22 protein-coding genes and 2 pseudogenes are annotated in these 25,864 nt (G+C 70.0%); 9 read left to right on the top strand and 15 right to left on the bottom strand.

What is annotated here, in order from left to right:
• The 7 genes and pseudogenes from LN251_RS12985 to LN251_RS12955 form a co-directional block, all read right to left on the bottom strand.
• Positions 1-1,423 (bottom strand): annotated as a pseudogene (locus LN251_RS12985) (ATP-binding protein).
• Between the two features lie 14 nt (positions 1,424-1,437).
• Positions 1,438-2,997, bottom strand: a complete 1,560-nt coding sequence (locus LN251_RS12980; protein WP_458244581.1) for an SCO6880 family protein — start codon at positions 2,995-2,997, stop codon at positions 1,438-1,440.
• Entirely contained in the window at positions 2,994-4,340 is a 1,347-nt protein-coding gene (locus LN251_RS12975) for a hypothetical protein (RefSeq protein WP_458244580.1), read from the bottom strand. Before LN251_RS12975 ends, LN251_RS12980 begins: the two co-directional genes overlap by 4 nt.
• A complete protein-coding gene (locus LN251_RS12970) occupies positions 4,330-5,130 on the bottom strand; it encodes a hypothetical protein (RefSeq protein WP_458244579.1) in 801 nt (266 codons plus the stop codon). The genes LN251_RS12975 and LN251_RS12970 overlap by 11 nt, the downstream gene beginning before the upstream one ends.
• Before the next feature lie 144 nt (positions 5,131-5,274).
• Positions 5,275-5,583: a hypothetical protein gene (locus tag LN251_RS12965; RefSeq protein WP_014673544.1), complete on the bottom strand. Its 309-nt coding sequence runs from the start codon at positions 5,581-5,583 to the stop codon at positions 5,275-5,277.
• Positions 5,584-5,939: 356 nt separating this feature from the next.
• Positions 5,940-7,241: a S53 family peptidase gene (locus LN251_RS12960; RefSeq protein ID WP_458244578.1), complete on the bottom strand. Its 1,302-nt coding sequence runs from the start codon at positions 7,239-7,241 to the stop codon at positions 5,940-5,942.
• A gap of 233 nt (positions 7,242-7,474) precedes the next feature.
• Positions 7,475-7,756 carry a hypothetical protein gene (locus tag LN251_RS12955; protein ID WP_458244577.1) on the bottom strand — a complete coding sequence of 94 codons (282 nt, stop codon included), beginning with the start codon at positions 7,754-7,756 and terminating at the stop codon, positions 7,475-7,477.
• A gap of 540 nt (positions 7,757-8,296) precedes the next feature.
• Between LN251_RS12955 and LN251_RS12950 the strand changes: the two genes are divergently transcribed.
• The 3 genes from LN251_RS12950 (at position 8,297) to LN251_RS12940 (ending at position 11,053) form a co-directional block, all read left to right on the top strand.
• A complete protein-coding gene (locus LN251_RS12950; RefSeq protein ID WP_458244576.1) occupies positions 8,297-9,070 on the top strand; it encodes a trypsin-like peptidase domain-containing protein in 774 nt (257 codons plus the stop codon).
• 105 nt (positions 9,071-9,175) lie between these two features.
• Positions 9,176-10,183 carry a C40 family peptidase gene (locus LN251_RS12945; RefSeq protein WP_458244575.1) on the top strand — a complete coding sequence of 336 codons (1,008 nt, stop codon included), beginning with the start codon at positions 9,176-9,178 and terminating at the stop codon, positions 10,181-10,183.
• A 165-nt stretch (positions 10,184-10,348) separates the two neighbouring features.
• Positions 10,349-11,053 (top strand): phosphatase PAP2 family protein, encoded by a 705-nt coding sequence (locus LN251_RS12940; RefSeq protein ID WP_458244574.1) that lies wholly within the window; start codon positions 10,349-10,351, stop codon positions 11,051-11,053.
• Between the two features lie 13 nt (positions 11,054-11,066).
• Here the strand turns inward: LN251_RS12940 and LN251_RS12935 are convergent, their stop codons facing one another.
• Positions 11,067-12,623 carry an FAD-binding oxidoreductase gene (locus tag LN251_RS12935; protein ID WP_458244573.1) on the bottom strand — a complete coding sequence of 519 codons (1,557 nt, stop codon included), beginning with the start codon at positions 12,621-12,623 and terminating at the stop codon, positions 11,067-11,069.
• Positions 12,624-12,942: 319 nt separating this feature from the next.
• Here LN251_RS12935 and pstS point away from each other — a divergent pair.
• The 4 genes and pseudogenes from pstS to pstB all read left to right on the top strand — a co-directional run bounded on the left by pstS (position 12,943) and on the right by pstB (position 17,079).
• Positions 12,943-14,071, top strand: a pseudogene (gene pstS, locus LN251_RS12930) (phosphate ABC transporter substrate-binding protein PstS).
• A 135-nt stretch (positions 14,072-14,206) separates the two neighbouring features.
• The gene (pstC, locus tag LN251_RS12925) at positions 14,207-15,214 is read left to right on the top strand and encodes a phosphate ABC transporter permease subunit PstC (RefSeq protein WP_458244572.1); all 1,008 of its coding nucleotides are present in this window, start codon (positions 14,207-14,209) and stop codon (positions 15,212-15,214) included.
• Positions 15,211-16,263, top strand: coding sequence for a phosphate ABC transporter permease PstA (pstA, locus tag LN251_RS12920; RefSeq protein ID WP_458244571.1), 1,053 nt, complete (start codon positions 15,211-15,213; stop codon positions 16,261-16,263). Before pstC ends, pstA begins: the two co-directional genes overlap by 4 nt.
• Before the next feature lie 39 nt (positions 16,264-16,302).
• A complete protein-coding gene (pstB, locus tag LN251_RS12915) occupies positions 16,303-17,079 on the top strand; it encodes a phosphate ABC transporter ATP-binding protein PstB (protein ID WP_058924497.1) in 777 nt (258 codons plus the stop codon).
• Positions 17,080-17,185: 106 nt separating this feature from the next.
• On the opposite strand, the gene LN251_RS12910 is transcribed toward pstB, so the two are convergent.
• Both LN251_RS12910 and LN251_RS12905 read right to left on the bottom strand, forming a co-directional pair.
• A complete protein-coding gene (locus tag LN251_RS12910) occupies positions 17,186-18,184 on the bottom strand; it encodes an anion permease (RefSeq protein ID WP_458244570.1) in 999 nt (332 codons plus the stop codon).
• 7 nt (positions 18,185-18,191) lie between these two features.
• Complete coding sequence (locus LN251_RS12905) at positions 18,192-18,812, bottom strand: DUF47 domain-containing protein (protein ID WP_142153238.1); 621 nt, start codon at positions 18,810-18,812, stop codon at positions 18,192-18,194.
• 224 nt (positions 18,813-19,036) lie between these two features.
• Between LN251_RS12905 and LN251_RS12900 the strand changes: the two genes are divergently transcribed.
• The gene (locus tag LN251_RS12900; protein ID WP_458244569.1) at positions 19,037-19,384 is read left to right on the top strand and encodes a metal-sensitive transcriptional regulator; all 348 of its coding nucleotides are present in this window, start codon (positions 19,037-19,039) and stop codon (positions 19,382-19,384) included.
• A 24-nt stretch (positions 19,385-19,408) separates the two neighbouring features.
• On the opposite strand, the gene LN251_RS12895 is transcribed toward LN251_RS12900, so the two are convergent.
• From LN251_RS12895 to LN251_RS12875, 5 genes are all read right to left on the bottom strand, one after another.
• Positions 19,409-19,582 carry a hypothetical protein gene (locus LN251_RS12895; protein WP_249835721.1) on the bottom strand — a complete coding sequence of 58 codons (174 nt, stop codon included), beginning with the start codon at positions 19,580-19,582 and terminating at the stop codon, positions 19,409-19,411.
• Between the two features lie 123 nt (positions 19,583-19,705).
• On the bottom strand, positions 19,706-20,539 hold the full coding sequence (locus LN251_RS12890) for a hypothetical protein (protein WP_458244568.1): 834 nt from the start codon (positions 20,537-20,539) through the stop codon (positions 19,706-19,708).
• Between the two features lie 261 nt (positions 20,540-20,800).
• Entirely contained in the window at positions 20,801-21,232 is a 432-nt protein-coding gene (locus tag LN251_RS12885; RefSeq protein WP_458244567.1) for an NUDIX hydrolase, read from the bottom strand.
• On the bottom strand, positions 21,229-22,320 hold the full coding sequence (locus LN251_RS12880) for a CHAD domain-containing protein (RefSeq protein ID WP_458244566.1): 1,092 nt from the start codon (positions 22,318-22,320) through the stop codon (positions 21,229-21,231). Before LN251_RS12880 ends, LN251_RS12885 begins: the two co-directional genes overlap by 4 nt.
• A complete protein-coding gene (locus tag LN251_RS12875) occupies positions 22,301-24,535 on the bottom strand; it encodes an RNA degradosome polyphosphate kinase (RefSeq protein ID WP_458244565.1) in 2,235 nt (744 codons plus the stop codon). The genes LN251_RS12880 and LN251_RS12875 overlap by 20 nt, the downstream gene beginning before the upstream one ends.
• 756 nt (positions 24,536-25,291) lie before the next feature.
• Between LN251_RS12875 and LN251_RS12870 the strand changes: the two genes are divergently transcribed.
• Positions 25,292-25,831 (top strand): RNA polymerase sigma factor, encoded by a 540-nt coding sequence (locus LN251_RS12870; protein WP_058924505.1) that lies wholly within the window; start codon positions 25,292-25,294, stop codon positions 25,829-25,831.
• Positions 25,832-25,864: the final 33 nt, after the last annotated feature.

The raw sequence follows: 25,864 nt of genomic DNA, 5'->3' as shown, positions 1-25,864 counted from the left end.
CTACGCCACCGTCGATTCGGACGTGCCGTCGTAGTCGCTCAGATGCTGTTCCACGAAGGCCGCGGCCCGCTCCTCCGCCTCCATTTCGGCGGCGCGCAGGGCGTCGTCGGCCAGGTCGCTGGAGGACTCCGTCATCGCGCGGTCGGTGAAGACCAGAGGGCGTTCCGTCTCCGTGACCAGGTGTTTGACCACCTGGACATTGCCGTTGACATCCCAGACCGCGATACCGGGCGTGAGGGTGGGGATGATCTCCACCGCCCACCTGGGCAGGCCGAGGACCCGTCCTGTCGCCCGGGCCCTCGTCGGCCTTCTGGGCGTAGATCGTCCGGGTCGACGCCATCTTCAGGATCGCCGCCGCCTCCTTGGCGGCCGCGCCGTCGACGACGTCGGACAGGTGGTGGACGACCGCCACGAACGACAGGCCGAGCCGGCGCCCGAACTTCAGCAGCCGCTGGAACAGCTGCGCCACGAACGGGCTGCTGATGATGTGCCAGGCCTCCTCGACCAGGAAGACGCGCTTCTTGCGGTCGGGGCGGATCCAGGTGTGCTCCAGCCACACGCCGACGATCGCCATCAGGATGGGCATGGCGATGGAGTTGCGGTCGATGTGGGACAGGTCGAAGACGATCAGCGGCGCGTCCAGGTCGATGCCGACCGTCGTCGGGCCGTCGAACATGCCGCGCAGGTCACCGTCGACGAGCCGGTCCAGCACCAGCGCCACGTCCAGGCCCCACGCCCGTACGTCCTCTATGTCGACGTTCATCGCCTCGGCGGACTCCGGCTCCGGGTGCCGTAGCTGCTCGACGATGTCCGTGAGGATCGGCTGGCGTTCGACGATCGTCTCGTTGACGTAGGCGTGCGCGACCTTGAGGGCGAAGCCGGAGCGTTCGTCCAGGCCGTGGCCCATCGCGACCTCGATGATCGTCCGGAGCAGCGCGAGCTGGCCGGTCGTCGTGATCGAGGGGTCGAGGGGGTTGAGCCGGATGCCGTGGTCCAGGGCCGCCATCGGGTCCAGCCGGATGGGAGTTATCCCCAGCTCCTCCGCGATGAGGTTCCATTCGCCGACGCCGTCCTCGCCCTGTGCGTCGAGGACGACGACCTGGCGGTCGCGGAAGCGCAGCTGACGCAGGACGTAGGTCTTCTCCAGGGCCGACTTGCCGTTGCCGGACTCGCCGAGGACGAGCCAGTGCGGGGCGGGGAGCTGCTGGCCGTAGAGCTGGAAGGGGTCGTAGATGTAGCCCTTGCCCGAGTAGACCTCGCGGCCGATGATCACGCCCGAGTCGCCGAGGCCGGGGGCGGCCGTCGGCAGGTAGACGGCCTGGGCCTGTCCGGTGGACGTGCGCACGGGCAGGCGGGTCGTCTCGACCTTCCCGAAGAGGAAGGACGTGAAGGCGTCGGTGAGGACGGACAGCGGATCCCGCATCGGCGAATCAGCCCCTACCTTCGAATGCCGGTGGCGAACGGAAGCGTGTTCACGAAGGCACGGTGGTGCTCGCGATCGCACCACTCCAGCTTCAGGTACGACTTTCCGGCCGAGGCGCGGATGGTCCGCTTGTCGCGGGCCAGCGCCTCGGGAGAGCGGGAGGAGACGGTGATGTAGCCGACCAGGTTGACGCCAGCGGCGCCGCTGGCGAGGTCCTCGCCGCGCTGGTCGAGGCGGGTGTGGGCGGCCACGTCACGGGGGTCGACGGTGCGGTTCATCTTGGCGGCGCGGCTCGCCTCCGCCTCGTCGTTGGTCTTCTCGGTCAGCATGCGCTCGATGGCGACCTCGGTGGGTTCGAGGTCCATCGTGACGGCGACCGTACGGATCACGTCCGGGGTGTGGACCAGCAGCGGGGCCAGGAAGTTGACGCCCACCGGGGTCATCGGCCACTCCTTCACCCAGGCGGTGGCGTGGCACCAGGGGGCGCGGGTGGAGGACTCCCGAGTCTTCGCCTGGAGGTACGTCGGCTCCATGGCGTCGAGCTCGGCCGGCCAGGCGTTGCGCTTGGTCATCGCCTGGATGTGGTCGATGGGGTGGTCGGGGTCGTACATGGAGTGGATGAGGGAGGCGAGGCGGCCCTGGCCGAGAGGCTGGCGGACACGGATGTCGGCCTCCTGCAGGCGTGAGCAGATGTCGGTCAGCTCGCGGGCCATGACGACCGCCAGACCCGCGTCGCGGTCGACCTTGCGGCCGTTGTGCGGGCGGGCCGCCCGGGCCATCGCCTGGGCCTCGGCGGCCAGTTCGCGGGTGTAGTGCATGCAGGCGACCAGGTAGGCGCGGTGCTGCTCGCTGCTGGTCGACACCATCGACTGGAGTTGGTCGTACGACTGCTGCAGCCAGCCGGGGGCCTTCTCGTCGCCACGGACGGCGACGTCCTTGGCGTGGGCGTCGGGGTCGGCCGGGAGGGTGCGGGCGAGCATCTGCAGGCGGGTGACGAAGCCGTCGCCGTTGGCGACGTGCTTGAGCAGGGTGCCGAAGCGGTCGACAAGGGCTTCCTGGTCCTCGGAGTCGCGCAGGCCGACGCCTGGGCCCTCGATCTCGATGGCGGCGGTGACGGTCCTGCGGTCGGCGTGCAGCAGGACGGCGATCTCGTCGGGCCCGAAGGGGGCGGCGAGCCAGTTGATGCGGCCGATGCCGGGCGGCGGGCCGATCTCGATCTCGCGGCCGTCCAGGCGCGTGCCGGCCTCCATGACGCCGGAGCGGTAGACCGTGCCCTGCTTCAGGGTGCGCTTGTAACTGCGGTTGATCTCGAACCACTTGTAGAACGTGCGGTGCTTGTACGGCACGTAGACCGCCGCCAGCGCGAGCAGCGGGAAGCCCATCAGCAGCACGATGCGCAGGGAGAGGACCGGGACGAGGAGCCCGCACATCATGCCGAGGAACGCGCCGATGATGATCAGCGCGATCTCGCCGGACTCGCGGTTCCGGCCGACGATCGCGTTCGGCCGGGCGCGGCCGATGAGATACGTCCGGCGGGGCGTGACCTGATGGGACAGGTGGGACTCGGTCGTCAACGCCCTTCACCTCCCGTGCGGTTGGTACTGCTGTTGCGGGTGTTGCTGGCATGCGGGGTGTTCACCGGGCTCGCCGAACGGGGTGCGGGTGCGGCGGAGGGGACAGTTCCGCCGCCACCACCGGTCGGGGTGCGGGTGCTGTGGGCCGCTACGCCGCCGCTGACCGGGTTGGCCGGACGGGAGCCGCCGCCGGAGGACGACTGGCCGCCGCCTCCGCTGTCGTTCGCGCGGGTGCTGTGGGTCTTGATGCCCTGCGCGACCATGTTCGCCGGGGAGCTGATGACGGCCGCCGCCTTGCCTTCGGCGCCCTGCATGATGCGGTTGTTGCGGCCGCCGGCGATCTCGTCGCCGAAGCCGGGGACGAAGCGGTAGATCATCGCGCTGGCGAAGATGGCCAGCAGGATGATGGCGAGGCCGGAGACGACGGCGGAGAAGGAGTCGGGGCCGTTGGCGGAGGACAGCGCGCCGGCGAGGCCCAGCACGATCACGATGATCGGCTTGACCAGGATGACGGCGATCATGATGCCCGCCCAGCGGCGGACGTGGCCCCAGAGGTTCTTGTCGACCAGGCCGGCGTAGACGACGGTGCCGAGGAGGGCGCCGACGTAGAGGAGCGCCGCTCTGATGACCAGCTCCAGCCACAGGACGCCGGCGGCGAGGATGCTGACCAGCGACACGACGATCAGCATGATGGGGCCGCCGCCGATGTCGGTGCCCTTGTTCAGGGCGCCGGAGAAGGTGCCGAAGAAGACGTCGGTCTGGTCGCCGGTGGCCTTCGCGAGCACGTCGGTGACGCCGTCCGCGGCCGATACGACGGTGTACAGGATCAGGGGCGTGAACGCCGACGCCAGGACCGTCAGCCAGAGGAAGCCGACGGCCTCCGAGATGGCGGTGGTGAGCGGCACGCCGCGGACGGCCCGCTTGGCCACGGCGAGCAGCCAGAGCACGAGGGTCAGGATCGTCGACGCCGCGAAGACGACCGCGTACTGCTGGAGGAACTTCTGGTTCGTGAAGTCGACGTTCGCGGTCTCCTTCACGGCCCCACTGAGCTTGTCGATGGTCCAGGAGGCGGCTTTGGCGCAGCCCTTGGCGAGGGAGGAGAGAGGGTCCAGCGTGGAGGTCGGGTCGAGGGAGGTGGACCCACTGGGGCCTTTGTCGCTGTTGCCGCGTTCGCAGTACTTCTTGGCCTCGCCGACGATGAGGTCGCAGGGGTCGTTGCTCTTGGTCGGCGACGGGGAGGGGCTCGGGGCGGCTGCGGCATGGGTGGCGAGCAGCACTGCGCTGGTCTGTACGGCGGTCACGACTCCGGCGAGCCTGAGCACGCGGTGCGGGTTACCGGGCATACGTGAACCCTCCGTACTCCTGGATGGCCTTGCTGATTGCGTCGGAGGTGGCGGCCTTGTCGTCGCCGGGTACCGGGGCGGGACCGTCCTTCTGGGAATCCGTGACGATCTTCCAGTCGCCGGCCGACCACTGCATGTCGAAGGTCCACGTCTTCCACGTCGAGGTGACGGGGTCGGTGGAGTTCGTTCCGGACATGCCGATGAGTCCCAGGTACCAGACGGCGACCTTGGCGGTGCTGTCGCTGTACTTCTGGGCGGTCGTGCCCACCGGCACGACGCGCGAGACGAACGTGCTGCCTTGCGGGGCATTGCCGTTGGCGTCAAGTCCCAGCTTGCCGAGGAAGTCCGACGAGTAGGCACCGTCCATGGCGCTCTGCAGCTTCGAGGCCGCGGCCGGCGTGTAGAGGGAGTCCACGATTCGGTGCCGGGTGTCCTTGGTGAACATGCCGGTCGACCCGAGCGTCACCGCGTAGTTCGCTGCCGCGCTCTGTGCGCCCTGTTGGTCGTGGGCGAAGCCGCTGGGGATTCCGTTCGTTCTGCCCTGCACCGGCTTGGTGTTGCTCGCCGCCGTCGACGCGCTGTCCGGCTTGTCCCCTGCGCTGGTCGACGAAGAGGAATCGTCTCCTCCGCGGTTCGCGAAGGCGATCGCGGCGATGAGGAGGACCACCACGCCGACCACCGTGACCAGGCTCCGGGACGACGTGCGGCCACCTCGCCGCGCGCCCCCGTACACGTCGCCGCCGCTGTCGGGCAGACGGGTCCGGGTCTGCCCCTCGTCTCCGAGACTCATGCCGCGTACGCCCTCTCCACCTCGTAGACATACGACGGTAGCCGTGCTGGATGCCGCGCGGGCGCGGTGTGGTGACTCGACATCAGGGAAACGCAACCTCGGCCGGGGAGCACGACGGGCGGGTGGGGGAGAAGGGAACGCCTGCTAGACGGCCATGCCGTACACGATGGTGAAGAGCGTGCCCAGGGAGCCGATGATGAATACGCCGGTGAGGCCGGCGATGATGAGGCCCTTGCCCTGCTCCGCGCTGAAGGTGTCCCGCAGGGCGGTCGCGCCGATGCGCTGCTTGGCCGCGCCCCAGACCGCGATGCCCAGGCAGAGCAGGATGGCCACCGCCATCACGACCTCGATCATGACCTTGGCCTCGTTGCCCAGGCTGCCGAAGGGGCCCCAGTCCGGAGCGATCCCGCCGATGATGGTGTTGATGTCTCCCTTGTCGGCCGCAAAGAGCATGTAAGTCACCGCCCCTGGTGGGTAGTTCCGCAGTTCCCTCTGCCGGGTGTGCAGAGGTCTGGCTCATTCTCGCCGACAATGCCGCGGTCGTATGTCGACTTGGCGTCATTGCTTGGCGGGTTTCGTACGAAAAGCACGCTCGGTCACTCTGTGTATCACGGCAGGTCACCCCGGGCAATGAGGCCTGAGCGGAACCTGTGTGTGGTTCAGTCGTTGACCCCTTCTGTGACCTGGGCCGGTTCTGACGGCTGGTCGGGTGAGTGGTCGCGCCGGTGTTCTCCGGGTGAAGGGTAACCCGCGCGCGCGGACGAGCCGCGACCCATACCGGCCGCGGCTCGCTCGCTGGTGACGGAGAGTCAGCCCGTGAAGGCCGCTACTCCCTCCGGGGTGCCCCAGCCCGTCGGGCCGTCGTAGCCCGACTGGGCGGTGCACAGGTAGGCGGTGGTGCAGCTGCCGTTGCTGCCGCTGGTCACGTCGTTCAGAGCGGAGGTGCCGGCCTTCGTGTAGGGGAAGGAGGCCGGGTAGGACGAGGACGACGGGGTGCCGGCGAGGGCGTAGACGGCGGCGATGATGGGCGCGGAGGCGCTCGTACCGCCGAAGGTGTACCAGCCGGCGGTGACGCCGTAGGAGTCGTACACCGAGACGCCGGTGGCGGGGTCGGCGACGGCCGAGACGTCGGCGACGGTGCGCTTGGCGCAGCCGGTGTCGGTCTGCCAGGACGGTTTGGTGTCGTAGGAGGAGCAGCCGGAGCCGGTGCCCTCGGTGCTGGAGGTGTTCCAGACGGTCTCGGTCCAGCCGCGGGTGGTGGAGGAGGTCTTCAGGGCCGTGCCGCCGACCGAGGTGACGTAGCGGGAGGCGGCCGGGTACTCGGCGCCGTAACCGCCGTCGCCGGCGGAGACGGTGATGGCGACGCCCGGGTGGTTGAAGTACGAGGAGTCGTAGGAGGTGTCGGAGGAGGACTCCGAGCCGCCGTAGCTGTTGGAGACGTACTTCGCGCCGAGGGAGACGGCCTCGTTCACGGCCTTGCCGAGGTTGGCCATGGTGGCGCTGGTGGCCTCGACGAGGAGGATGTTGCACTTCGGGCAGACGGCGGAGGCCATGTCGAGATCGAGGGAGATCTCCTCGGACCAGCCGGCGTCGCTGGAGGGCAGCGATGTCGTGGAGCCGGTCTGGCCGACCTTCTTGAAGCAGCCGTTGGCGGTGGTGCAGGCCGACAGGCCGTAGTACGAGCGGTAGGTGGCGAGGTCGGACTCGGCGTTCGGGTCGTTGTACGCGTCGACGATGGCGATGGTCTCGCCGGAGCCGTTGGAGGCGGCGGCGGAGGTCAGGCCGTAGGCCGACTGGAGGTTCGTGGGGCCGTAGCCGGAGGGTGTGGCGGCGTCGGCGGCCTTGGGGATGACGCCGGTCCTCGCCGCCTGCTGCTTCTGGAAGGCGGTGAGGCCGCCGGTCACGCGGTAGGAGTCGCAGGCCAGTTCGCCCTTGTGCTTCGGGGTGGCGCAGGGGGTGGCCGTCCAGGTCGCCTTCGACGTGACGGTGGCCGCGTCGGCCTGGGCGGCGGTACCGAAGCCCGCGAACACGAGTGCCGCCGCGGCGGCCGCGGCGGCCACCGTGCGGCGCAGGGCTCTGTGGGCGGGTCTGTGGGGGAGAGGGGAACGCATCGTGCAGCCTCCTGATGTTCCTGGGTGGGGTGGAACAGGGGCGGTGCGGGTGCGCTCCGCCGGTACGGATTCCCCGGCGGAGGGCGGCGGCCCGCCACGACTGTCGCTTGTTGAGTACGCGACAACAAGAGGCTTATGGAATTCTGACGTCCGGATTACTGAACCTGTTTCGGCCCTTTACTCAACTCACAGTCGGCTCAGGGGAGTTGCATGGAAAGGACGCTGGGCGGCCGTCAGTTCTTGGTGCACTTCGGGTAGTTCAGGCCCTCGGCGCAGAGTCCGTACGCGCTGCTGCTGACGTCCACCTCTTCCTCCTTGCCGGCCTTCGTGCGGACCGTCAGTTCGTACTCGGTGTGGCAGCTGCGGGTCCTCTTCTTGCCCTTCTTCTTCGTCTTGCACTCGTGGTCGGTGTCCTTGCTGACGACCGTGCCGGTGACGGGCTTCGACTTGCTGCAGCCGGCCAGCGGTGCGGTGAGTGCGGCGACGGTGAGCAGGGCCGCGAGCGTGCGCCTCATGTGGTTCCCCCGTGTGTGTCCTCGAGTGGGTGTGCTGCCGGGGCATGCTACTGAGGGCGCGGGAACGGGTCACGGCCGGCTGTCGTGACCCGTTCCCTGTGCGCCGCCGAGGAGACCCCACGTACTCCTCACCCGGGCGGCTCCCCGGTGACCCGTCGGGGAGTCCTGCTCCGCTCGGCCCGCGAAGGCGTCCGAGCCTGCGAGACCTTCGCTTGTCGAGCGCGCGACGAACAAGAGGGTTTCGGAATCCTGACTGGTGCATGACCGAACAGGTTTGCGGGATTGCCGCCCGATGGCGGCACGATGGCCGAAGGATGGGGGCCGTTTGACCCGGAGCACAGAAACCCGCAGCTTGACGCGCGTCGACCGGGCCGGTGAGCGCGGGGCCGGGCGGGCCGGGAGGCGGGGGCGGTGGCGCCGCCGTACCGTGGATGTCATGGCCGTGTCGTCGAGCGTCCCGCCCCGGAAGCCGCCGTTCACGGAGATATCTCAGTGAACGGCAGACTCTTTTCTCACCTTCGTCGGTCACAGTGGTTGCCGATGAAGCGCACCCCACGCATTGGCAGGCGGGTCTCCAGCCCCGTGTTCGCAGCCGTCGTGCTGCTCGTGCCGGCCGTCACCTCGGCCTCCCTCGCGGACGCCGACGACGGACCCGGGCCGTTCGCCGTCACCGCCGTCGCGGTGGCCGGCGGGCCCACCGAGAGAGTCGGGGCCCTCTTCGGGGCCGACCGCGCGGGCAAGCTCGCCGGCGGGCACTTCTGCACCGCGTCCGTCGTCCACAGTCCGGGCCGCGATCTCGTCGTCACCGCCGCGCACTGCCTGGACGGGGACGGCGGCCTGATGTTCGTGCCCGGGTACCGGGACGGGAAGGCCCCGTACGGGGTGTGGAGCGTGCGCCAGCGGTTCCTGCCCGACGGGTGGGCCAAGGGGCAGGACGAGGACAGCGACGTCGCCTTCGCCGCGGTGGCGGCGAAGGACGGCAAGGACGTCGAGGACGTCGTCGGCGGCAACCGCTTCGTCACCGGTACGGCCACCGGGGCCACCGCCGTCACCGTCACCGGGTATCCCAACGCCCATGAGGTGCCGGTCAGCTGCACCAACAAGCCGACCCCGCACAGCTCCACGCAGCAGCGCATCGAGTGCCCCGCCCTCAGCGGCGGCACCAGCGGCAGTCCCTGGGTGAACGGGGACGGGCAGGTCGTCGGAGTGCTGGGCGGCCACGAGGAGGGCGGCTCCACCGACGACATCTCCTACAGCGTGGTGCTGGGGACCGAGGCCGCGGAGCTCTACCGGGACGCGACAGCCCGTCCGTGAGACCAATGGGGTCGAAGACGGCCGAAGACCCCGCGTGATCATTCCCGAACGCAGCGCACGCCCCTACACTGACCTGGGCTACGACTCCCGGGCGGCGAGGGGCGGTTGACGGTGCGTAAGGCTTGGATCATCGCGTCCGCCGCTGTCGGCTCCGCCCTGGCCTTCGTGATGCTGCTCGTCGTGGGCGTCTACCTGGTCGCCGGGAACATCCTCAACGGCGTCGGCGGCGCCACCAAGGCGCTCGCCAAGGGCTCCGTGCCCGCGGCCTACGCGACCATCGTGCAGAAGTGGGGCAACCTGTGCCCCGCCATCAACCCGGCGCTGCTCGCCGCCCAGCTGTACCAGGAGAGCGGGTTCAACCCGAACGCCAGGAGCGGGGCCGCAGCCGAGGGAATAGCGCAGTTCATCCCCGGGACCTGGGCCACGCACGGCATCGACGGCAACGGCGACGGCAGGAAGGACGTGTGGGATCCGCAGGACGCCATTCCGTCCGCCGCGTCGTACGACTGCAAGCTCGCCTCGTACGTGAAGGACGTACCCGGGAACCTGACCGAAAACATGCTCGCGTCGTACAACGCCGGCGCCTATGCGGTGATCAAGTACGGGGGCGTGCCGCCGTACCGGGAGACGCAGAACTACGTCAAGACGATCACCACGCTGGAGGAGAGCTTCGCCGCGCCCGTGTCCCGGGTCGACCCCAGCGAGCAGGCGGCCGGCGCCATCTACTACGCGCAGAAGAAGCTGGGCACGCCCTACCTGTGGGGCGGCAACGGCACCGCCGCGGACGGCGGGCGTTTCGACTGCTCGGGGCTGACGAAGGCGGCGTACGAGAGTGTCGGCGTCACCCTCCCGCGGGTGGCCAACGACCAGTACAACGCCGGGCCGCACCCCAAGCGTGACGAACTGCTGCCCGGAGACCTCGTGTTCTTCTCGAAGGATCCGACCGACTCCCGGGCCATCCACCATGTCGGCATTTATGTCGGCGGTGGGTACATGATCGACGCGCCGCGAACGGGCGCCGTCATCCGGTTCGACCCGATCGACACTTCCGAGTACTTCGGGGCAACCCGGGTCACCGAAGATGGCGCGAAAGCGTTGCCCACGAACGTGTGAACCGAGCGTGAAACCACCCCCTGAGCTGCGGCAACGGGTCTCTCTTCGATAACGTCTGCGTGATCATTCGGTGGAGTGTGGAACGTAGTAAGCGGGACCGTGCGTTCCTGTTGACGTAGTGGCGCACGCGAGTGCCCGAAGCAACGACGAAGGGGCCGCGGCACGATGGCTGGACTCGCTGAATCCGGGTCGAACCCCGACGTCGACCTGCTCTACGACATCAACGGACTGGCCAAGGACGCCCCGCACTGGTTCGACCGCGGCATGGAGTTCGTCGGCGAGTACGGGCTGTTGCTGGCCATGGTGCTGCTCGTGCTGGGGTGCTGGTGGTCGGTGCGGCGGCGGGGTGCCGAGGACGCCGCCTCCTCCGTGGCCGCGCTGGTGTGGACGCCGATCGCCGCCGGGATCGCGGTGCTGGTGAACGTGCCGATAAGGGGCTTCGTCGAGCGGCCCCGGCCGTTCCTGGAACACCAGGGGCTCGATGTCCTGGTGTCCGGCAAGACCGACTACTCGTTCGTGAGCGACCACGCGACGATCACCATGGCCATCGGCGTCGGGCTGTTCGTCGCCAACCGGAAGTTCGGCATCGCCGGGATCGCCCTCGCGCTGCTCGAAGGGTTCTGCCGCGTCTACATGGGCGTGCACTACCCGACGGACGTCGTCGGCGGCTTCGCGCTCGGGACGGCCGTGGCCCTGCTGCTGTCGCCGCCGGCCATGGCCCTGCTCACGCCGCTGATGAAGGCCGTCGAGGGATCCTCCTGGGGCGGCTGGGTCGTCCGCAGCCGGCGCCGGCCCGGTACGGGCCGGGACACCGTGCTCCCCGGCGCCCGCAAGGACGTCGAGGCCGAGGAACGCGACCTGGCGGCGTAGGGCCGCGGGGCTCCTACAGCGCCTGCGGGCAGGTGAAGAAGCGGTTCGGGTCGTACTGCTTCTTCAGGGTCGCCAGCTTGGCCGCCGCGTCGCCGTAGTAGGCCGTGCGCCAGTCCTTCAGGGTCGGGTCCGTGTAGTTCTGGTAGGCCGCGCCGGAGGCGTAGGGCTTCATCGCGTCGTGGGCGTGGGTGAGCCAGGACTGGGCTGCGGTCCCCGTCGTGCCGGGGCGCCAGGACGCTATGTACTGGGCCAGCATGCGGCTGCGGCGGTGCACGAAGGCGGTGGCCGTGGGGGAGACGCGGTTGATCGCGCCGCCGAGGGCGGTCAGCGCGATGCTGCCCGCGCCGCCCTGGACCGAGGAGATCTGCCGCAGCAGGGTCTGGATGCCCGCCGCGGAGATCGAGCGGTCGAAGAAGTCCGAGCGGGCCGCATAGGTCTCGCGGCCCAGCGCGCCCTGGGGGTTGCGGCCCGGCGTGGAGCCGGGCAGGTGGCACTGGGCTTCGGTGGGGAAGGACGAGCAGCCGGCGTAGGCCTCCATCGCGCCCTCGTAGGAGTGCCGCCGGAGCGTGACGCCGCGGGCCGCGGACCCCACCTTCGAGGCCAGGCGGTCCAGGGCGTTCTGGAGTTCGCCGTAGGTGCCGAGGGAGAAGGCGGCGACGGAGACGCTGGGCGAGCCGCCGTTCTCCAGGTGGCAGGAGGACCAGATCTCGTCCGGCTGGCCGGGGCCCCACTCCTGCCAGGCCCGCAGCACGGCGGCCGCCTTCGAGAAGGGCCAGGTGACGTACGCCGACACCGCCTGCGGGGCCGGGTGGGTCTTGAAGTGCAGTTCCGTCACGACGCCGAAGTTGCCGTTGCCCGCGCCGCGCAGGGCCCAGAACAGGTCCTTGTTCTCGGTCGCGTTCGCGGTCAGCTGCTTGCCCTCGGCGGTGATCAGCGTGGCCTGCGTGAGGCTGTCGCAGGTCAGACCGTAGGCCCGGGAGACCACGCCGTGGCCGCCGCCCAGCACCAGGCCCGAGACGCCGACCGAGGGGCAGGAGCCCGCCGGGATCGTCACGCCCTTGGCCGCGAGGCCGCGGTAGACGTCGATCAGCTTGGAGCCGGCGCCCACGACGGCCTCGCCGCCGCCGACGCGGATGCCGTTCAGCCGGGAGACGTCGAGGATCAGTTTGCCGTTGCCCGAGGACCAACCCGCGTAGGAATGGCCGCCGTTGCGGATGGCGACCCGGACGCCGTGGGCGCGGGCGTAGGCGAGGGTTGTCCGGATGTCGTCCGTGTGTGCGACATAGGCGACCGCCGCGGGCTTCAGGCCGTCGAAGCGGGTGTTGTAGAGCTGGTGGGCGGTGGACCACTTGGTGTCGCCCGGGCGGACCAGGGTGCCGTCGAGGTCATGGGCGAGGGCGCTCCAGTTGGCGGCGGAGGCCGACATCACGGTCGTACCGGAGGAGCCGGTGGCAGTGGCGGGCGTGGCGTTCGACGACGTGGCGCCGGCCGTTGCGGTGCCCTTGCACGCCGCCAGGGCCACGCCGGATATCGCGGCCGCGCCGCCGCCGATGAATGCACGCCGTTCCATGTTCTGCCTCCCGTTGGCTCTCGGGGAACGAGACGGCTCGCCGGACCCGAACGTTCCACCGGGAGTGTCACCGCTGTGTCACCGTAGGGCCGGAACCTCCACGTGCCCTCCCCGTGAGCATTCCGTGACCTAACCACAACGTCTGCAGGGGTTCACCTCGCGTTCATTTGTGGCCATCGGCGGCTTCACCTGATCTGCCTAATTTCGGCCCTACGAGATGCGGTCATGCCTCGCAGAGGCGGTCCGTGTCACCGAGACTTCGCAACCCTCGCACGCCGCCGGATTCAGGACGGCGGCTCCTGGAAGGAACTCTTTCACAGTGAAGCTTCAGCGCATGAACCGGCGGGCCCTCGCCCTCGGTGCCCTCGCCGCTTCCGGCGCCCTGGTCCTCACGGCGTGCGGCTCGGACGACACCAGCTCGGGCAGCGGTGGCAGCAGCGCTTCGGCGACGGCGGGCGCCAGCTCCATCAAGTGCGACAACGCCAAGGGCCAGCTGCTGTCCGACGGCTCGTCCGCGCAGAAGAACGCGATCGACGCCTGGGTCGCCCAGTTCAACAAGTCCTGCGGCGTGCAGATCAACTACAAGGCGGGCGGCTCCGGCGCCGGTGTCACCTCCTTCACCCAGGGCCAGCTGGCGTTCGCCGGCTCGGACTCGGCGCTGAAGCCCGAAGAGGTCACCGCCTCCAAGAAGGTCTGCTCCGGCGGCCAGGGCATCGACCTGCCGATGGTCGGCGGCCCGATCGCGGTCGGCTACAACCTGTCCGGCGTGAGCAACCTGGTCCTCGACGCCCCGACCCTGGCGAAGATCTTCAACAGCAAGATCCAGTACTGGGACGACGCGGCCATCAAGAAGCTGAACCCCTCCGCGAAGCTTCCGCACCTGAAGATCCAGGCCTTCCACCGCTCGGACGAGTCCGGCACCACGGACAACTTCACCAAGTACCTGATCGCCACCGCCAAGAGCGACTGGCCCTACTCCGGTGGCAAGGGCCTGGCAGGCCAAGGGCGGCCAGGCCGCCGCCCAGTCCTCCGGCGTGGCCGCCCAGGTCAAGCAGACCAACGGCTCCATCGGCTACTTCGAGCTGTCCTACGTCGCCGACGGCGTCAACCCGGTCAGCATCGACACCGGTGCCAGCGCGCCGGTCGCCCCGAGCAGCGACTCCGCCTCCAAGGCGATCGCCGACGCCAAGGTCGTGGGCACGGGCAAGGACCTGTCGCTCCAGCTCAACTACAACACCAAGGCCGACGGCGCCTACCCGATCACCCTGGTGACGTACGAGATCGTCTGCGACAAGGGCAACAAGTCCGACACCCTTCCGGCGACCAAGGCGTTCCTGCGCTACATCGCCTCCGAGGACGGCCAGAACGTTCTGTCCGGCCTGAAGTACGCCCCCATCCCCGCCGACATCATCGCCAAGGTCCGCACCACCATCGAGGGCCTGAGCTGATCTGAGTGTGCGGTCCGGTCCCGGACCTGATCCGGGACCGGACCGCACCGTCCGGTGCACCGCCGCCACGAGCCGTACCAGCGGTACGGCTTCGCAGAACCGCACAGGGTGCGGTTCCGCAGACCGGAGAACCCGATGGACACATCAACGCAGATAACCGACGCCCCACCCCCCGTCCCGCAGTCGACCGTGGCCGAGCACAAGCGCAACGCCCGCGGCGCGACCCGACCCGGAGACCGGATCTTCCTCGGTCTGTCCCGTGGGTCGGGCATCTTCCTGTTGGTGATCATGGCCGCGATCGCGGTCTTCCTCACCTACCGTGCGTCCCTCGCGCTCAGCAAGAACCACGGCAACTTCCTCACCACCTTCGAGTGGAACACCAACGTCACGCCGCCCAGCTTCGGCATCGCGGTGCTGGCCTTCGGCACGGTGGTCTCCTCGATCATCGCCATGGTCCTCGCGGTCCCGGTCGCGGTGGCCATCGCCCTGTTCCTCACCCACTACGCCCCGCGCCGGCTCGCCGGTCCCATCGCGTACGTGGTCGACCTGCTCGCCGCCGTGCCGTCCATCGTCTACGGCCTGTGGGGCGCGCTGATCCTCGTACCGCACATGACCGGCCTCTTCGGCTGGCTCAACGACTTCTTCGGCTGGACCGGGATCTTCTCCTGGGACCAGGGCGCCCCGCGCTCGCTGCTCACCGTGGGCATCCTGCTCGCGATCATGATCCTGCCGATCATCACCAACGTCAGCCGCGAGGTCTTCCGCCAGGTCCCGCAGATGCACGAGGAGGCGGCCCTGGCCCTCGGCGCCACGCGCTGGGAGGTCATCCGCATGTCGGTGCTGCCCTTCGGCCGCTCCGGCGTGATCTCCGCCTCGATGCTAGGCCTCGGCCGCGCGCTCGGCGAGACGATGGCCGTGGCCACCGTCCTGTCCCCGGACTTCCTGATCCACGGCAGCCTGCTCAACCCGGGCGGCGGCACCTTCGCGCAGAACATCGCCAGCAAGTTCAGCGAGGCCACCGAGTTCGGCCGGGACGCCCTGATCGCCTCGGGTCTGGTCCTGTTCGTCATCACCCTGGTGGTCAACGGCGCGGCCCGCATGATCATCGCCCGCCGCAAGGAGTACTCGGGGGCCAACGCATGAGCAACGCCGTCATCGCCGACAAGCGCCCCAGCACCCTGCGCGGCGCCAGTCTGCCGAAGTGGTCGCCGTGGGCGATCGCCGCCGGCTCCGTGGCCGTGGCCGTCGCCGTCGGAGCGGGCACCGGGCTCACCAAGGTCCAGTGGGGCCTGATCTCCGGTCTGCTCTTCCTCGTGGCCACCTACGGCATCGCCGCCAAGGTCGAGGGCCGCCGGCAGGCCAAGGACCGCATCGCGACCGCCCTGGTCTGGGTGGCCTTCCTGGTCGCCCTCGTGCCGCTGATCTCCCTGGTCTGGACGACCGTCGTCCGCGGTGTGAAGGTCCTCGACGTCTACTTCCTGAGCCACTCGATGGGTCTCGTCGCCGACTCCCAGCCGGGCGGCGGCATCTACCACGCCATCATCGGCAGCCTGGAGCAGGTCGGCCTCGCCACCCTGATCGCGGCGCCGATCGGCGTGCTGACCGCCATCTACCTGGTGGAGTACGGCCGCGGCCGGCTCGCCCAGGCGGTCACCTTCTTCGTCGACGTCATGACGGGTGTCCCGTCGATCGTCGCGGGTCTGTTCATCCTGTCGCTGATGCTGATCTTCGACATGCAGCCGTTCGGCTTCGCCGGTTCGCTGGCCCTGGCCATCCTGATGATGCCGGTGGTCGTGCGCTCCACGGAGGAGATGCTCAAGCTCGTCCCGAACGAGCTGCGCGAGGCGTCGCTGGCCCTGGGCGTGCCGAAGTGGCGCACCATCCTGAAGGTGGTCCTGCCGACCTCCATCGGCGGCATCACGACCGGCATCATGCTGGCCATCGCGCGTATCGCGGGCGAGACGGCGCCCGTGCTGCTGTTGGTGTTCGGAAACCGGTTCATCAACAACAACCCCTTCGAAGGGCCCCAGCAGTCGCTGCCGCTGTACGTCTACCAGCAGTACGCCGCCGGCAACGAATACGCGTACGACCGGGCGTGGGCGGCCTCGCTCGCCCTGATCGCCTTCGTGATGATCCTCAACCTGGTGGCCCGCGCGATCGCGCGCTGGAAGGCCCCGAAGACCGGTCGCTGACCGCGGCCCCCTCAGCGACTGACTGGAAGTGACGTAACAATGGCCAAGCGAATCGACGTAAGCGGGCTCACCGCCTTCTACGGCTCCCACAAGGCGATCGAAGACATCTCGATGACGGTCGAGCCGCGCTCGGTGACGGCCTTCATCGGCCCCTCCGGCTGCGGCAAGTCGACGTTCCTGCGCACCCTGAACCGCATGCACGAGGTCACCTCGGGCGGCCGGGTCGAGGGCAAGGTCCTGCTGGACGACGAGGACCTGTACGGCCCGGGCATCGACCCGGTGGCCGTGCGCCGCGAGGTGGGCATGGTCTTCCAGCGGCCCAACCCCTTCCCCACCATGTCGATCTTCGACAACGTGGCGGCGGGGCTGCGGCTGAACGGCGGCTACAAGAAGAGCGAGCTCGGCGACATCGTGGAGAAGTCGCTGAAGGGCGCGAACCTCTGGAACGAGGTCAAGGACCGGCTGAACAAGCCCGGTTCGGGCCTGTCCGGCGGTCAGCAGCAGCGTCTGTGCATCGCCCGCGCCATCGCGGTCGAGCCGAAGGTGCTGCTGATGGACGAGCCCTGCTCCGCCCTCGACCCGATCTCCACCCTCGCCATCGAGGACCTGATCGGTGAGCTCAAGGAGCGCTTCACGATCGTCATCGTGACGCACAACATGCAGCAGGCGGCGCGTGTCTCGGACCGTACGGCGTTCTTCAACCTCGCCGCGGTCGGGCAGCCCGGCAAGCTGATCGAGATCGACGACACGGAGCGGATCTTCTCCAACCCGTCGGTCCAGGCGACGGAGGACTACATCTCCGGCCGCTTCGGCTGATCCCCCGGACCCCTCGCGGTGCTGCATGGCGGTGCCACCGCGAGGACGATGAAGGGCCCGCCCCCGGCTCCCGGGGGCGGGCCCGTCGTCGTGCGGGAGGCGTTGTCTACAGGAACGCCAGGTCCACCAGCTCGAAGGCGCCCGCGGCCACCAGGGCCGCCGCCGGCATGGTGATGAACCAGCCCAGGACGATGTTCTTGGCGACGCCCCAGCGGACGGCCTTCACGCGCTTGGTCGCGCCCACGCCCATGATCGCGGAGGTGATCACGTGGGTGGTGGAGATGGGGGCCTTGAAGAGGTAGGCCGTGGTGAACATGATCGAGGCGCCCGTGGTCTCCGCGGCGAAACCCTGCGGGGGGTCCAGCTCGATGATCTTGCGGCCGAGGGTGCGCATGATGCGCCAGCCGCCGGCGTAGGTGCCCAGCGACAGCATCAGCGCGCAGACGATCTTCACCCAGACCGGAATCGGGTCGCTGAAGGTCATGTGGCCGGAAATCACCAGTGCCATCACGACCACGCCCATCGTCTTCTGGGCGTCCTGCAGGCCGTGACCGAGGGCCATGCCGGCCGCGGAGACGGTCTGCGCGATGCGGAAGTGACGCTTCGTCTTGTGCGGGTTGGCCCGGCGGAAGATCCACAGGATGGCCAGCATCACCAGGTAGCCGACGATCAGGCCGACGATCGGCGACAGGAACATCGGGATGACGACCTTGTCGAGGACGCCGTTCCAGTGCACGGTCGTGCTGCCGGCCAGCGCGGCGCCCACCAGGCCGCCGAACAGGGCGTGGGAGGAGGAGGACGGCAGGCCGTAGTACCAGGTGATCAGGTTCCAGACGATCGCGCCCACCAGGCCCGAGAAGAGGATGGCCATCCCCGTCGAGCCCTCCGGCGTGGCGATCAGGCCCTCGCTGACGGTCTTGGCCACGCCGGAGCCCAGGAAGGCGCCCGCCATGTTCATCACCGCGGCCATGGCCAGTGCCGCCCGCGGGGTCAGCGCCCGGGTCGAGACCGACGTCGCGATCGCGTTCGCGGAGTCGTGGAAGCCGTTGGTGTACGTGAAGAAGAGCGCGACCGCGATGGTCACGACCAGAGCGACGGTGTCCATGAAGGGCTCAGGACTCCTTGACGGCGATGGTCTCCACCGTGTTCGCCACGTGCTCGAACGCGTCCGCCGCCTCCTCCAGCACGTCCACGATCTGCTTGAGCTTCAGCACCTCGATCGCGTCGTACTTGCCGTTGAAGAGGTGCGCGAGCAGCTTGCGGTGGATCTGGTCCGCCTGGTTCTCGAGACGGTTGACCTCGATCCAGTACTCGGTGAGGTTGTCCATCGTGCGCAGGTTGGGCATGGCCTCGGCGGTGAGCTCCGCCGCCCGCGCCAGCACCTCGATCTGCTGCTCGACGCCCTTGGGCAGCTCCTCCACGTTGTAGAGGACGACCAGGTCGACGGCCTCCTCCATGAAGTCCATGATGTCGTCCAGGGACCCGGCGAGGGAGTAGATGTCCTCGCGGTCGAACGGCGTGATGAAGGAGGAGTTCAGCTGGTGGAAGATCGCGTGCGTGGCGTCGTCACCTGCGTGTTCCGCGGCCCGCATACGCTCTGCGATCTCGGCCCGGGCGGAGGTGTCCGCCCCGAGCAGTTCCATCAGGAGCTTCGAGCCCGTGACGATGTTGTCCGCGGAGGCGGCGAACATGTCGTAGAAGCTCGTCTCCCTGGGGGTCAGACGAAAGCGCACAAGGGGTCCTCGGGGTGCATCGGTTTCGGTCAGGCTGATGCTAAGTGCATCATCCGGCCACGGCTAATGGGCCGTCCCCCAGTGTCGCCCATCGGGCAGAGTGGTCGGCACGGGGGCCAGGGACGGCCCGTTCCACGGCATTGGCCAAGGGCCGTATACCCAGCAAAGTTCGGTACCATATACCCACCAGGGGTATCTGTCCGCATGTCTTGCAGGAGGACGCGATGACGACCACCGAGTCCGGCGCGACGGCGCCCTCCGGGAACGGCACGCAGAGCACGCAGCACGCCACGCACGGCTATCACAAGCAGAAGGACGAGCACCTCAAGCGCCTGCGCCGGATCGAGGGCCAGATCCGCGGCCTGCAGCGCATGGTCGACGAGGACGTCTACTGCATCGACATACTCACGCAGGTGTCCGCCTCCACCAAGGCGCTGCAGTCCTTCGCCCTGCAGCTGCTGGAGGAGCACCTGCGGCACTGCGTCGCCGACGCGGCCCTCCGGGGCGGCGACGAGATCGACGCGAAGGTCGACGAGGCGACCAAGGCCATCGCCCGGATGCTGCGCACGTGACGCAACCCACGTGGGAGCCCCGGCTCAGCCGCCGGAGGCGTCCCGCTCCTCGGCGACTTTCAGCACCTCGTCGATGCTCTCCAGGCTGAGCCGCTCCTCCGCGGCCGAGGCCGCGATGATCAGCTCTCCGCACAGCTCGATCTCGGCGAGGGCCACGTGGTCCTGAACTGCCGTACCGCCGACCGGAGCCACGTGCATCACCTCATCTCTGCCGTTACCGACTTCCTAGAGTAGGGAGCGGCCTACACACCGCGCATGGCACGGACGGGCTAGTTCTTGACGCCCGTCACTCATCCTCAGGGCGGGTGCCGGACACCGGGTCTAGTGCTCGGCGATCCGCCCCGCGTAGATGTCCTTCGACGCCGGCAGGCGTACGCCGGCGGGGGCCCCGAAATCGTAGAGCAGCGTCGTCGAGGCGACCGCGACGGTACCTCTGTCCCCGCCGCCCACGAAGCCGAACCGGTGCCGGATCTTGCGGATGCGGCCCTGGTCGTCGAGGTAGACGTCGAACGGCACCTCGGCGCTGGCGAACCCTTTCGCCGCCGCTGCCAGGGATTCCCGTACGCCCGGCGGCGCGCCCTTCGCGGCAAGCGTGAGGTCGGCCGTGCCGCGGTAGTGGCGCACCTCGGTGCCCGCCAGCTCGGTGCGGCCCAGGTAGGCCGCCGTGCGCGTGCCGCGCAGCACCGCGGCCGCGGTGAACGGGTCGGTGGCGCCGCCGGTGACCAGATTGCCGTCGGACAGGCCGGCCGTGTCGACCCGCACCCACTTGTCGGCGGGGACACCGGCACCGCGGTTCTTCATGAACAGGGCGCCGGGAGCGAGGAGTTCGATGATGGGGCGGTGCTCGTTGGTGCCGGCCGGGTCCTGCGGCAGGGTCACCTTCAGGCGGCCCAGCCGCCTGCCGTAGTCGTACACGCCCTGGCCGCGGATGGTGACGCGGGTGCCGCCGGTGGCCATCTCCATCGACGTCGTGGCCTTGGAGGTGCCCGCCTCCTCGAGGGTCTCGCCGGCCTGCCGCAGCAGGGGGACCGGGTCAAAGGAGCGGGCGTCGTCGGCGGCCGCCCCGCCGGAGCAGCCGGAGGCGCAGAGACAGCCGAGGCAGACCGCGACCCCCGCGGCAACTGCCCCGCGCCATCCGCGTTGTTGCTGGCTCATCCGCTGCCTGCCCCCCAAGCGGGTACGTCCCTCACGCCTGTCCTGTCGCTGCGTTCAACGACGGGTGGGGACGAGCCGTCACGCTCGTACGAACCCTTTACCGGGCGCGAGTAACGTTGTCGGCGTGGCGCAGGAGGAACACCGGACGACGACCGTCGAGCAGGGCCGATTCTGTTTCGCCCGGTGCGTGTGCGGATGGCGCGGGCCCGCCCGCAGAGCACGCAGCCAGGCCCGCACGGATGCCGAGGGGCACCTGAGTCCTCAGGCGTGACGCAGGGTCGTCAGCAGTTCGTCGACGAGGCCGCGGTCGCGGTGCTGGGTCAGCCGGCTGCGGGCGGCCGCGGGGGAGAGCCACAGGATGCGGTCGACCTCGTCGGTGGGCGTGAAACCGCCCGATGCCGCCTCGGCCGCCCAGTACCGCACCTGCTTGGGCCGGTTCTGGGCGAAGTAGCGGACGGTCGACAGCTCGGCGCCCGGCTGCGCCGTGTAGCCCGTCTCCTCGGCCACCTCGCGCAGGGCGCCCGCGAGATGGTCCTCGCCTCGCTTGAGCTTGCCCTTGGGGTGGGACCAGTCGTCGTACTTCGGCCGGTGCACCAGGCACACCTCGAGGTCGCCGTCGACCGGGGAGCGGCGCCACAGGACGCAGCCGGCCGCATGGACCAGGGAGCCGTCGTTCTCGGGGGCAGCCGTCACGTGCTCACCACCTGTTTCTGCCAGCACTGCTGGAAGGCGAACCGGGCCGCCTCGACCTCGTGGCGCTGGTCGGCGTGGAGCACGCCGAGGGCGTACGCGGTGGCCGGGGCGATCCGGGGGGTACGGGCCGCCGACGCCGCCGCTGCCGCCGCCTCGGAGGCGTCGCGGTGGCGGTGCAGGGCCTGGCCGGCGGTGAGGAGGCGGACGTCGAGGGAGGCCTTGTCGCCGTAGAGGGCCTCGCGGGCGTAGCGGTGCAGGCGCAGCAGGAGGCGGACCTGGTGCCAGGGGGCGTCCTGGGGGTGGGGCGAGGGGTCGGGGGACAGGCCGTGGATGAGGGCCGCCGCGTTGTAGGGGTGGCCCGCGGTGACGAGCGGGAGGGCGGCGACGGCGTCGGTGAGGCGTTCCTCGGCGGCGATCGCCAGGGGACGCAGGTCCGTGGCGGAGGCGGTGGCGGTGAGGGGGACCTCGCTGGCCAGGACGGCGATCGTGTCCGCGACGGCGTGGAAGCGGGAGGAGCCCAGCGCCTGCAGGGCGGTGCTGTGGGCGCGGGTCCTGGCGAGGGTGAGCTGGCGTTCGAGCAGGGCGCCCGCCTTGGCCGCGCCGACCGTCAGGTTGCCGCGGTCCGGCGTGGGGGAAGGAGGGCCCGCGGCCGCGTGCGCCGCCTGCAAGTGGACGGTGTCGGGGGCCCGGCCGACCGTCGCCACACCGGTCTGGGCGGGGAAGACGGCCGCCCCCGACAGCCGCTGCAGGGCCAGCAACAGCCGTTCCAGACGGGCCGCGTAGGCGTGCTCCATCGACAACGTGCCCGACAACCAGGCCAGTTCGGGCCGCAGCCCCTCCGCCCAGTCGGCGTCCAGCAGCGGCCGGTAGGTGTGCAGGCTGGCGCTGATGCGGCGCACCGAGCGGCGCAGTGCGCGCGTCGCCTCGACGGACCCCTCCGCGGTGCCCGGCGCCGTCCCGGTCTCCCGGTGCTGGCGCAACGCGCGGAGGAACTCCGTGGCCTGGGACCGCAGGTAGCCCGCGAGGGCGTCACCTGTGGGGGCGGGCCCGGCCGTGGGGTCCGTCGGGTCAAGGTGTTGCTGTGCCACGCCGGCGCCTCCGGGCGTCTATGAGCATCTCCTGAACGTTGCGCAGGGGTTGGCCGTCCGCGTCGGTGGCGTGCCGGATCCACTCGCCGTCCGGGCCGAGGTGCCAGGACGCCGTGTTGTCGGACATGCCGGTCTCCAACAGCCGGTTCAGGGCTGCGCGGTGGGCCGGGTCGGTGACCCTGACCAGGGCCTCGATACGGCGGTCGAGGTTGCGGTGCATCATGTCGGCGCTGCCGATCCACACCTCCGGTTCGCCGCCGTTGCCGAAGGCGAAGACACGGGAGTGCTCGAGGAAACGGCCGAGGATCGAGCGGACCCGGACGTTGTCCGAAAGGCCCGTGACACCGGGGCGGATCGCGCAGATGCCGCGGACCCAGACGTCGACCGGGACACCTGCCTGCGACGCCCGGTACAGCGCGTCGATGAGGGCCTCGTCGACCATCGAGTTGACCTTGATGCGGATGAACGCGGGGCGTCCGGCACGGTGGTGCTGGACCTCCTTGTTGATCCGGGCGATCAGGCCGTCGCGCAGGGACTTGGGGGCCACCAGCAGGCGGCGGTAGGTCTCCCGGCGCGAGTAGCCGGAGAGGCGGTTGAACAGGTCGGACAGGTCGGCGCCCACCTGGGGGTCGGCGGTGAGCAGGCCGAGGTCCTCGTACAGCCGGGCCGTCTTGGGGTGGTAGTTGCCCGTGCCGACGTGGCTGTAGCGGCGCAGGGTGTCGCCCTCCTGGCGGACCACGAGGGACAGCTTGCAGTGGGTCTTGAGCCCCACCAGGCCGTACACCACGTGGCAGCCGGCCTCCTCCAGCTTGCGCGCCCACTTGATGTTGGCGTGCTCGTCGAAGCGGGCCTTGATCTCGACCAGGACGAGGACCTGCTTGCCGGACTCGGCGGCGTCGATGAGCGCGTCGACTATGGGGGAGTCGCCGGAGGTGCGGTACAGGGTCTGCTTGATGGCGAGGACGTCCGGGTCGTTGGCCGCCTGCTCCAGGAACGCCTGCACCGAGGTGGAGAAGGAGTCGTACGGGTGGTGCAGCAGGACGTCACGGCTGCGCAGGGCGGCGAAGATGTCGGGCGCGGAGGCCGACTCGACCTCGGCGAGATCGCGGTGGACGCCGGCGATGAACTTCTTGTACTTGAGCTCGGGCCGGTCCAGGGAGGCGATGCGGAAGAGGCCGGTGAGGTCCAGGGGGCCCGGCAGCGGGTACACCTCGGCCTCGGAGATCTTCAGCTCGCGCACCAGCAGGTCAAGGACCTCACGGTCGATGGACTCCTCGACCTCCAGGCGCACCGGCGGCCCGAAGCGGCGCCGCATGAGCTCCTTCTCCAGGGCCTGGAGCAGGTTCTCGGCGTCGTCCTCCTCGACCTCCAGGTCCTCGTTCCTGGTCAGCCGGAAGGCGTGGTGCTCCAGGACCTCCATGCCCGGGAACAGCTCCTCCAGATGGGCGGCGATGACGTCCTCGATGGGGACGTAGCGGCCGGGGGAGCTCTCCAGGAAGCGGGACAGCAGCGGCGGCACCTTGACCCGGGCGAAGTGGCGGTGGCCGGTGACCGGGTTGCGGACGACCACGGCCAGGTTCAGGGAGAGGCCCGAGATGTAGGGGAAGGGGTGCGCGGGGTCGACCGCCAGCGGGGTCAGGACCGGGAAGATCTGGTGCCGGAACAGCGTGAACAGGCGGGCCTGCTCCTTCTCCGTCAGCTCGCTCCACCGGACCAGGTGGATGCCCTCCTCGGCGAGCGCCGGGGCGACGTCCTCGTGGTAGCAGGCGGCGTGCCGGGCCATCAGCTCGCGGGAGCGGGCCCAGATCATCTCCAGGACCTCGCGCGGCTGCAGGCCGGAGGCCGAACGGGTGGCGACGCCGGTCGCGATACGGCGCTTCAGACCGGCCACCCGGACCATGAAGAACTCGTCCAGGTTGCTGGCGAAGATCGCGAGGAAGTTGGCACGCTCGAGGAGCGGGGTGTTGGGGTCCTCGGCGAGTTCGAGGACCCGCTCGTTGAAGGCGAGCCAGCTGCGTTCCCGGTCAAGGAAACGTCCCTGCGGCAGCTGCGGCCCGTCGAACGGCGATTCCTCGTACCCGTCGAGGTCCGCGTCGATGTCGGGTTCCAGGTCGGAGACCACGGCCGCCACGGTGTGCGGGCGGTGCGCGGCTATGGAGCCCACGGAGGGCTGCGCGTGCTGGACCTGTGCCTGGGCGGTTTCTGGCTGGCTCATGAACCCATTGTTCCGCGCCCCGAGCGATACAGGCGCGTCGGAAGCAGCGGGCGGGAGCGCGGGCACGGAACGGAAGGCGTCCCCGATCCCCGCGCGACCCTCGGGGGGCGGCGAAGGTGTGGGTACGGAGGGCGTCATTGGCCGAGCGTCGCAAGTCAGTCTGAACCGTTGGTTACGGCGACATGGCGTGCGGGATATACGGGGGCGGCTCCCGTGCGTCGCACCCCGACCGGGCCGGCGCTGAGCCGCGGCGGGAGCCGCCCCGAGGATACGTACGTCCACTCTCCCGTGGAAGGACGTGGGCGGTCGGATGCCGCCACCAGGTCCGGCGGCGCGGCACCAGGCCGGCGAGGACGCTGAGGGCGAGCGCGAGGAGGGGGCCGGTCATGGTGAGGACTGCGCCGCCCGGCAGGTTCCGGCTGCTCCGGGTCCAGCCGAGCGGGAACGGCGGCCACGCGGCTACCAGCCCAGCCGGTGCAGGCCGGCGAGGAGCGTGCTGCCGGTCGTGAGCAGCGGTTCGAGGCGCTGGCCGGGGCCGGGGCCGCGCCGGTGCGCCGGCCTCCGGAGGGGGTCCTCGTCTGCGGGGAGAGGCCGCCGGCGGTCGGCGCGTCCCGGTGCCCGGGGCCGAGGTCGGCGCCGGCGGGCCCCGGCGGAGGGCCTGCTGGATCTGCTGGACGACCGGGTGGTGCGAGGGGGTCGTGGAAGTCGAGGGTGATCGCCGTGAACCGATCCGAGGGGCCGGTGCGATGAGGGGACGTGAGTGAGACGAGAAGCGACGGGGAGCTGCTGCGGGCCGCCGCGGACGGCGACCGGCGTGCCTTCGAGGAGCTGTACCGGCGGTACGCGCCGTGGCTGACCGCCCGGCTGCGCGGCCGGTGCGCCGACGGGGGCGTGGTCGACGACGTCGTCCAGGAGACGTTCCTCGCGATCTGGCGCGGCCGGGCCCGCTACCACGAGGACGGCGATGTCGCCGGGTGGCTGTGGCGCATCGGGTCCCGGCGGCTGATCGACGCCCTGCGCGGGGACGGGGCACGGGGGCGGCTGCGGCAGGCGCTGGCGCGGCTGCGGCACCGGGACGAGGCGTCCGCCGAGGAACGCGTGCTCGCGGGGGTCGAGCACGGGGACCTCGCGGGCGCCCTCGTCCGGCTCTCCCCGGAACTGCGCGCGGTGCTGCAGGCGACGGTCATCGACGGGCTGACCACCCGCGAGGCGGCCGTCCTGCTCGGCATCCCGCCGGGCACGGTCAAGACACGGGCGATGCGCGCCCGGAAGCAACTGCGGGAGGCGCTGACATGAGCGGCCGGACGGACGAACGGGATTTGCGGCGCC

The sequence above is a fragment of the Streptomyces sp. MAI_2237 genome (genome assembly GCF_054189285.1).
Note: the sequence above shows the minus strand (reverse complement) of the source record. Positions and strands in the feature narration are given on the sequence as shown.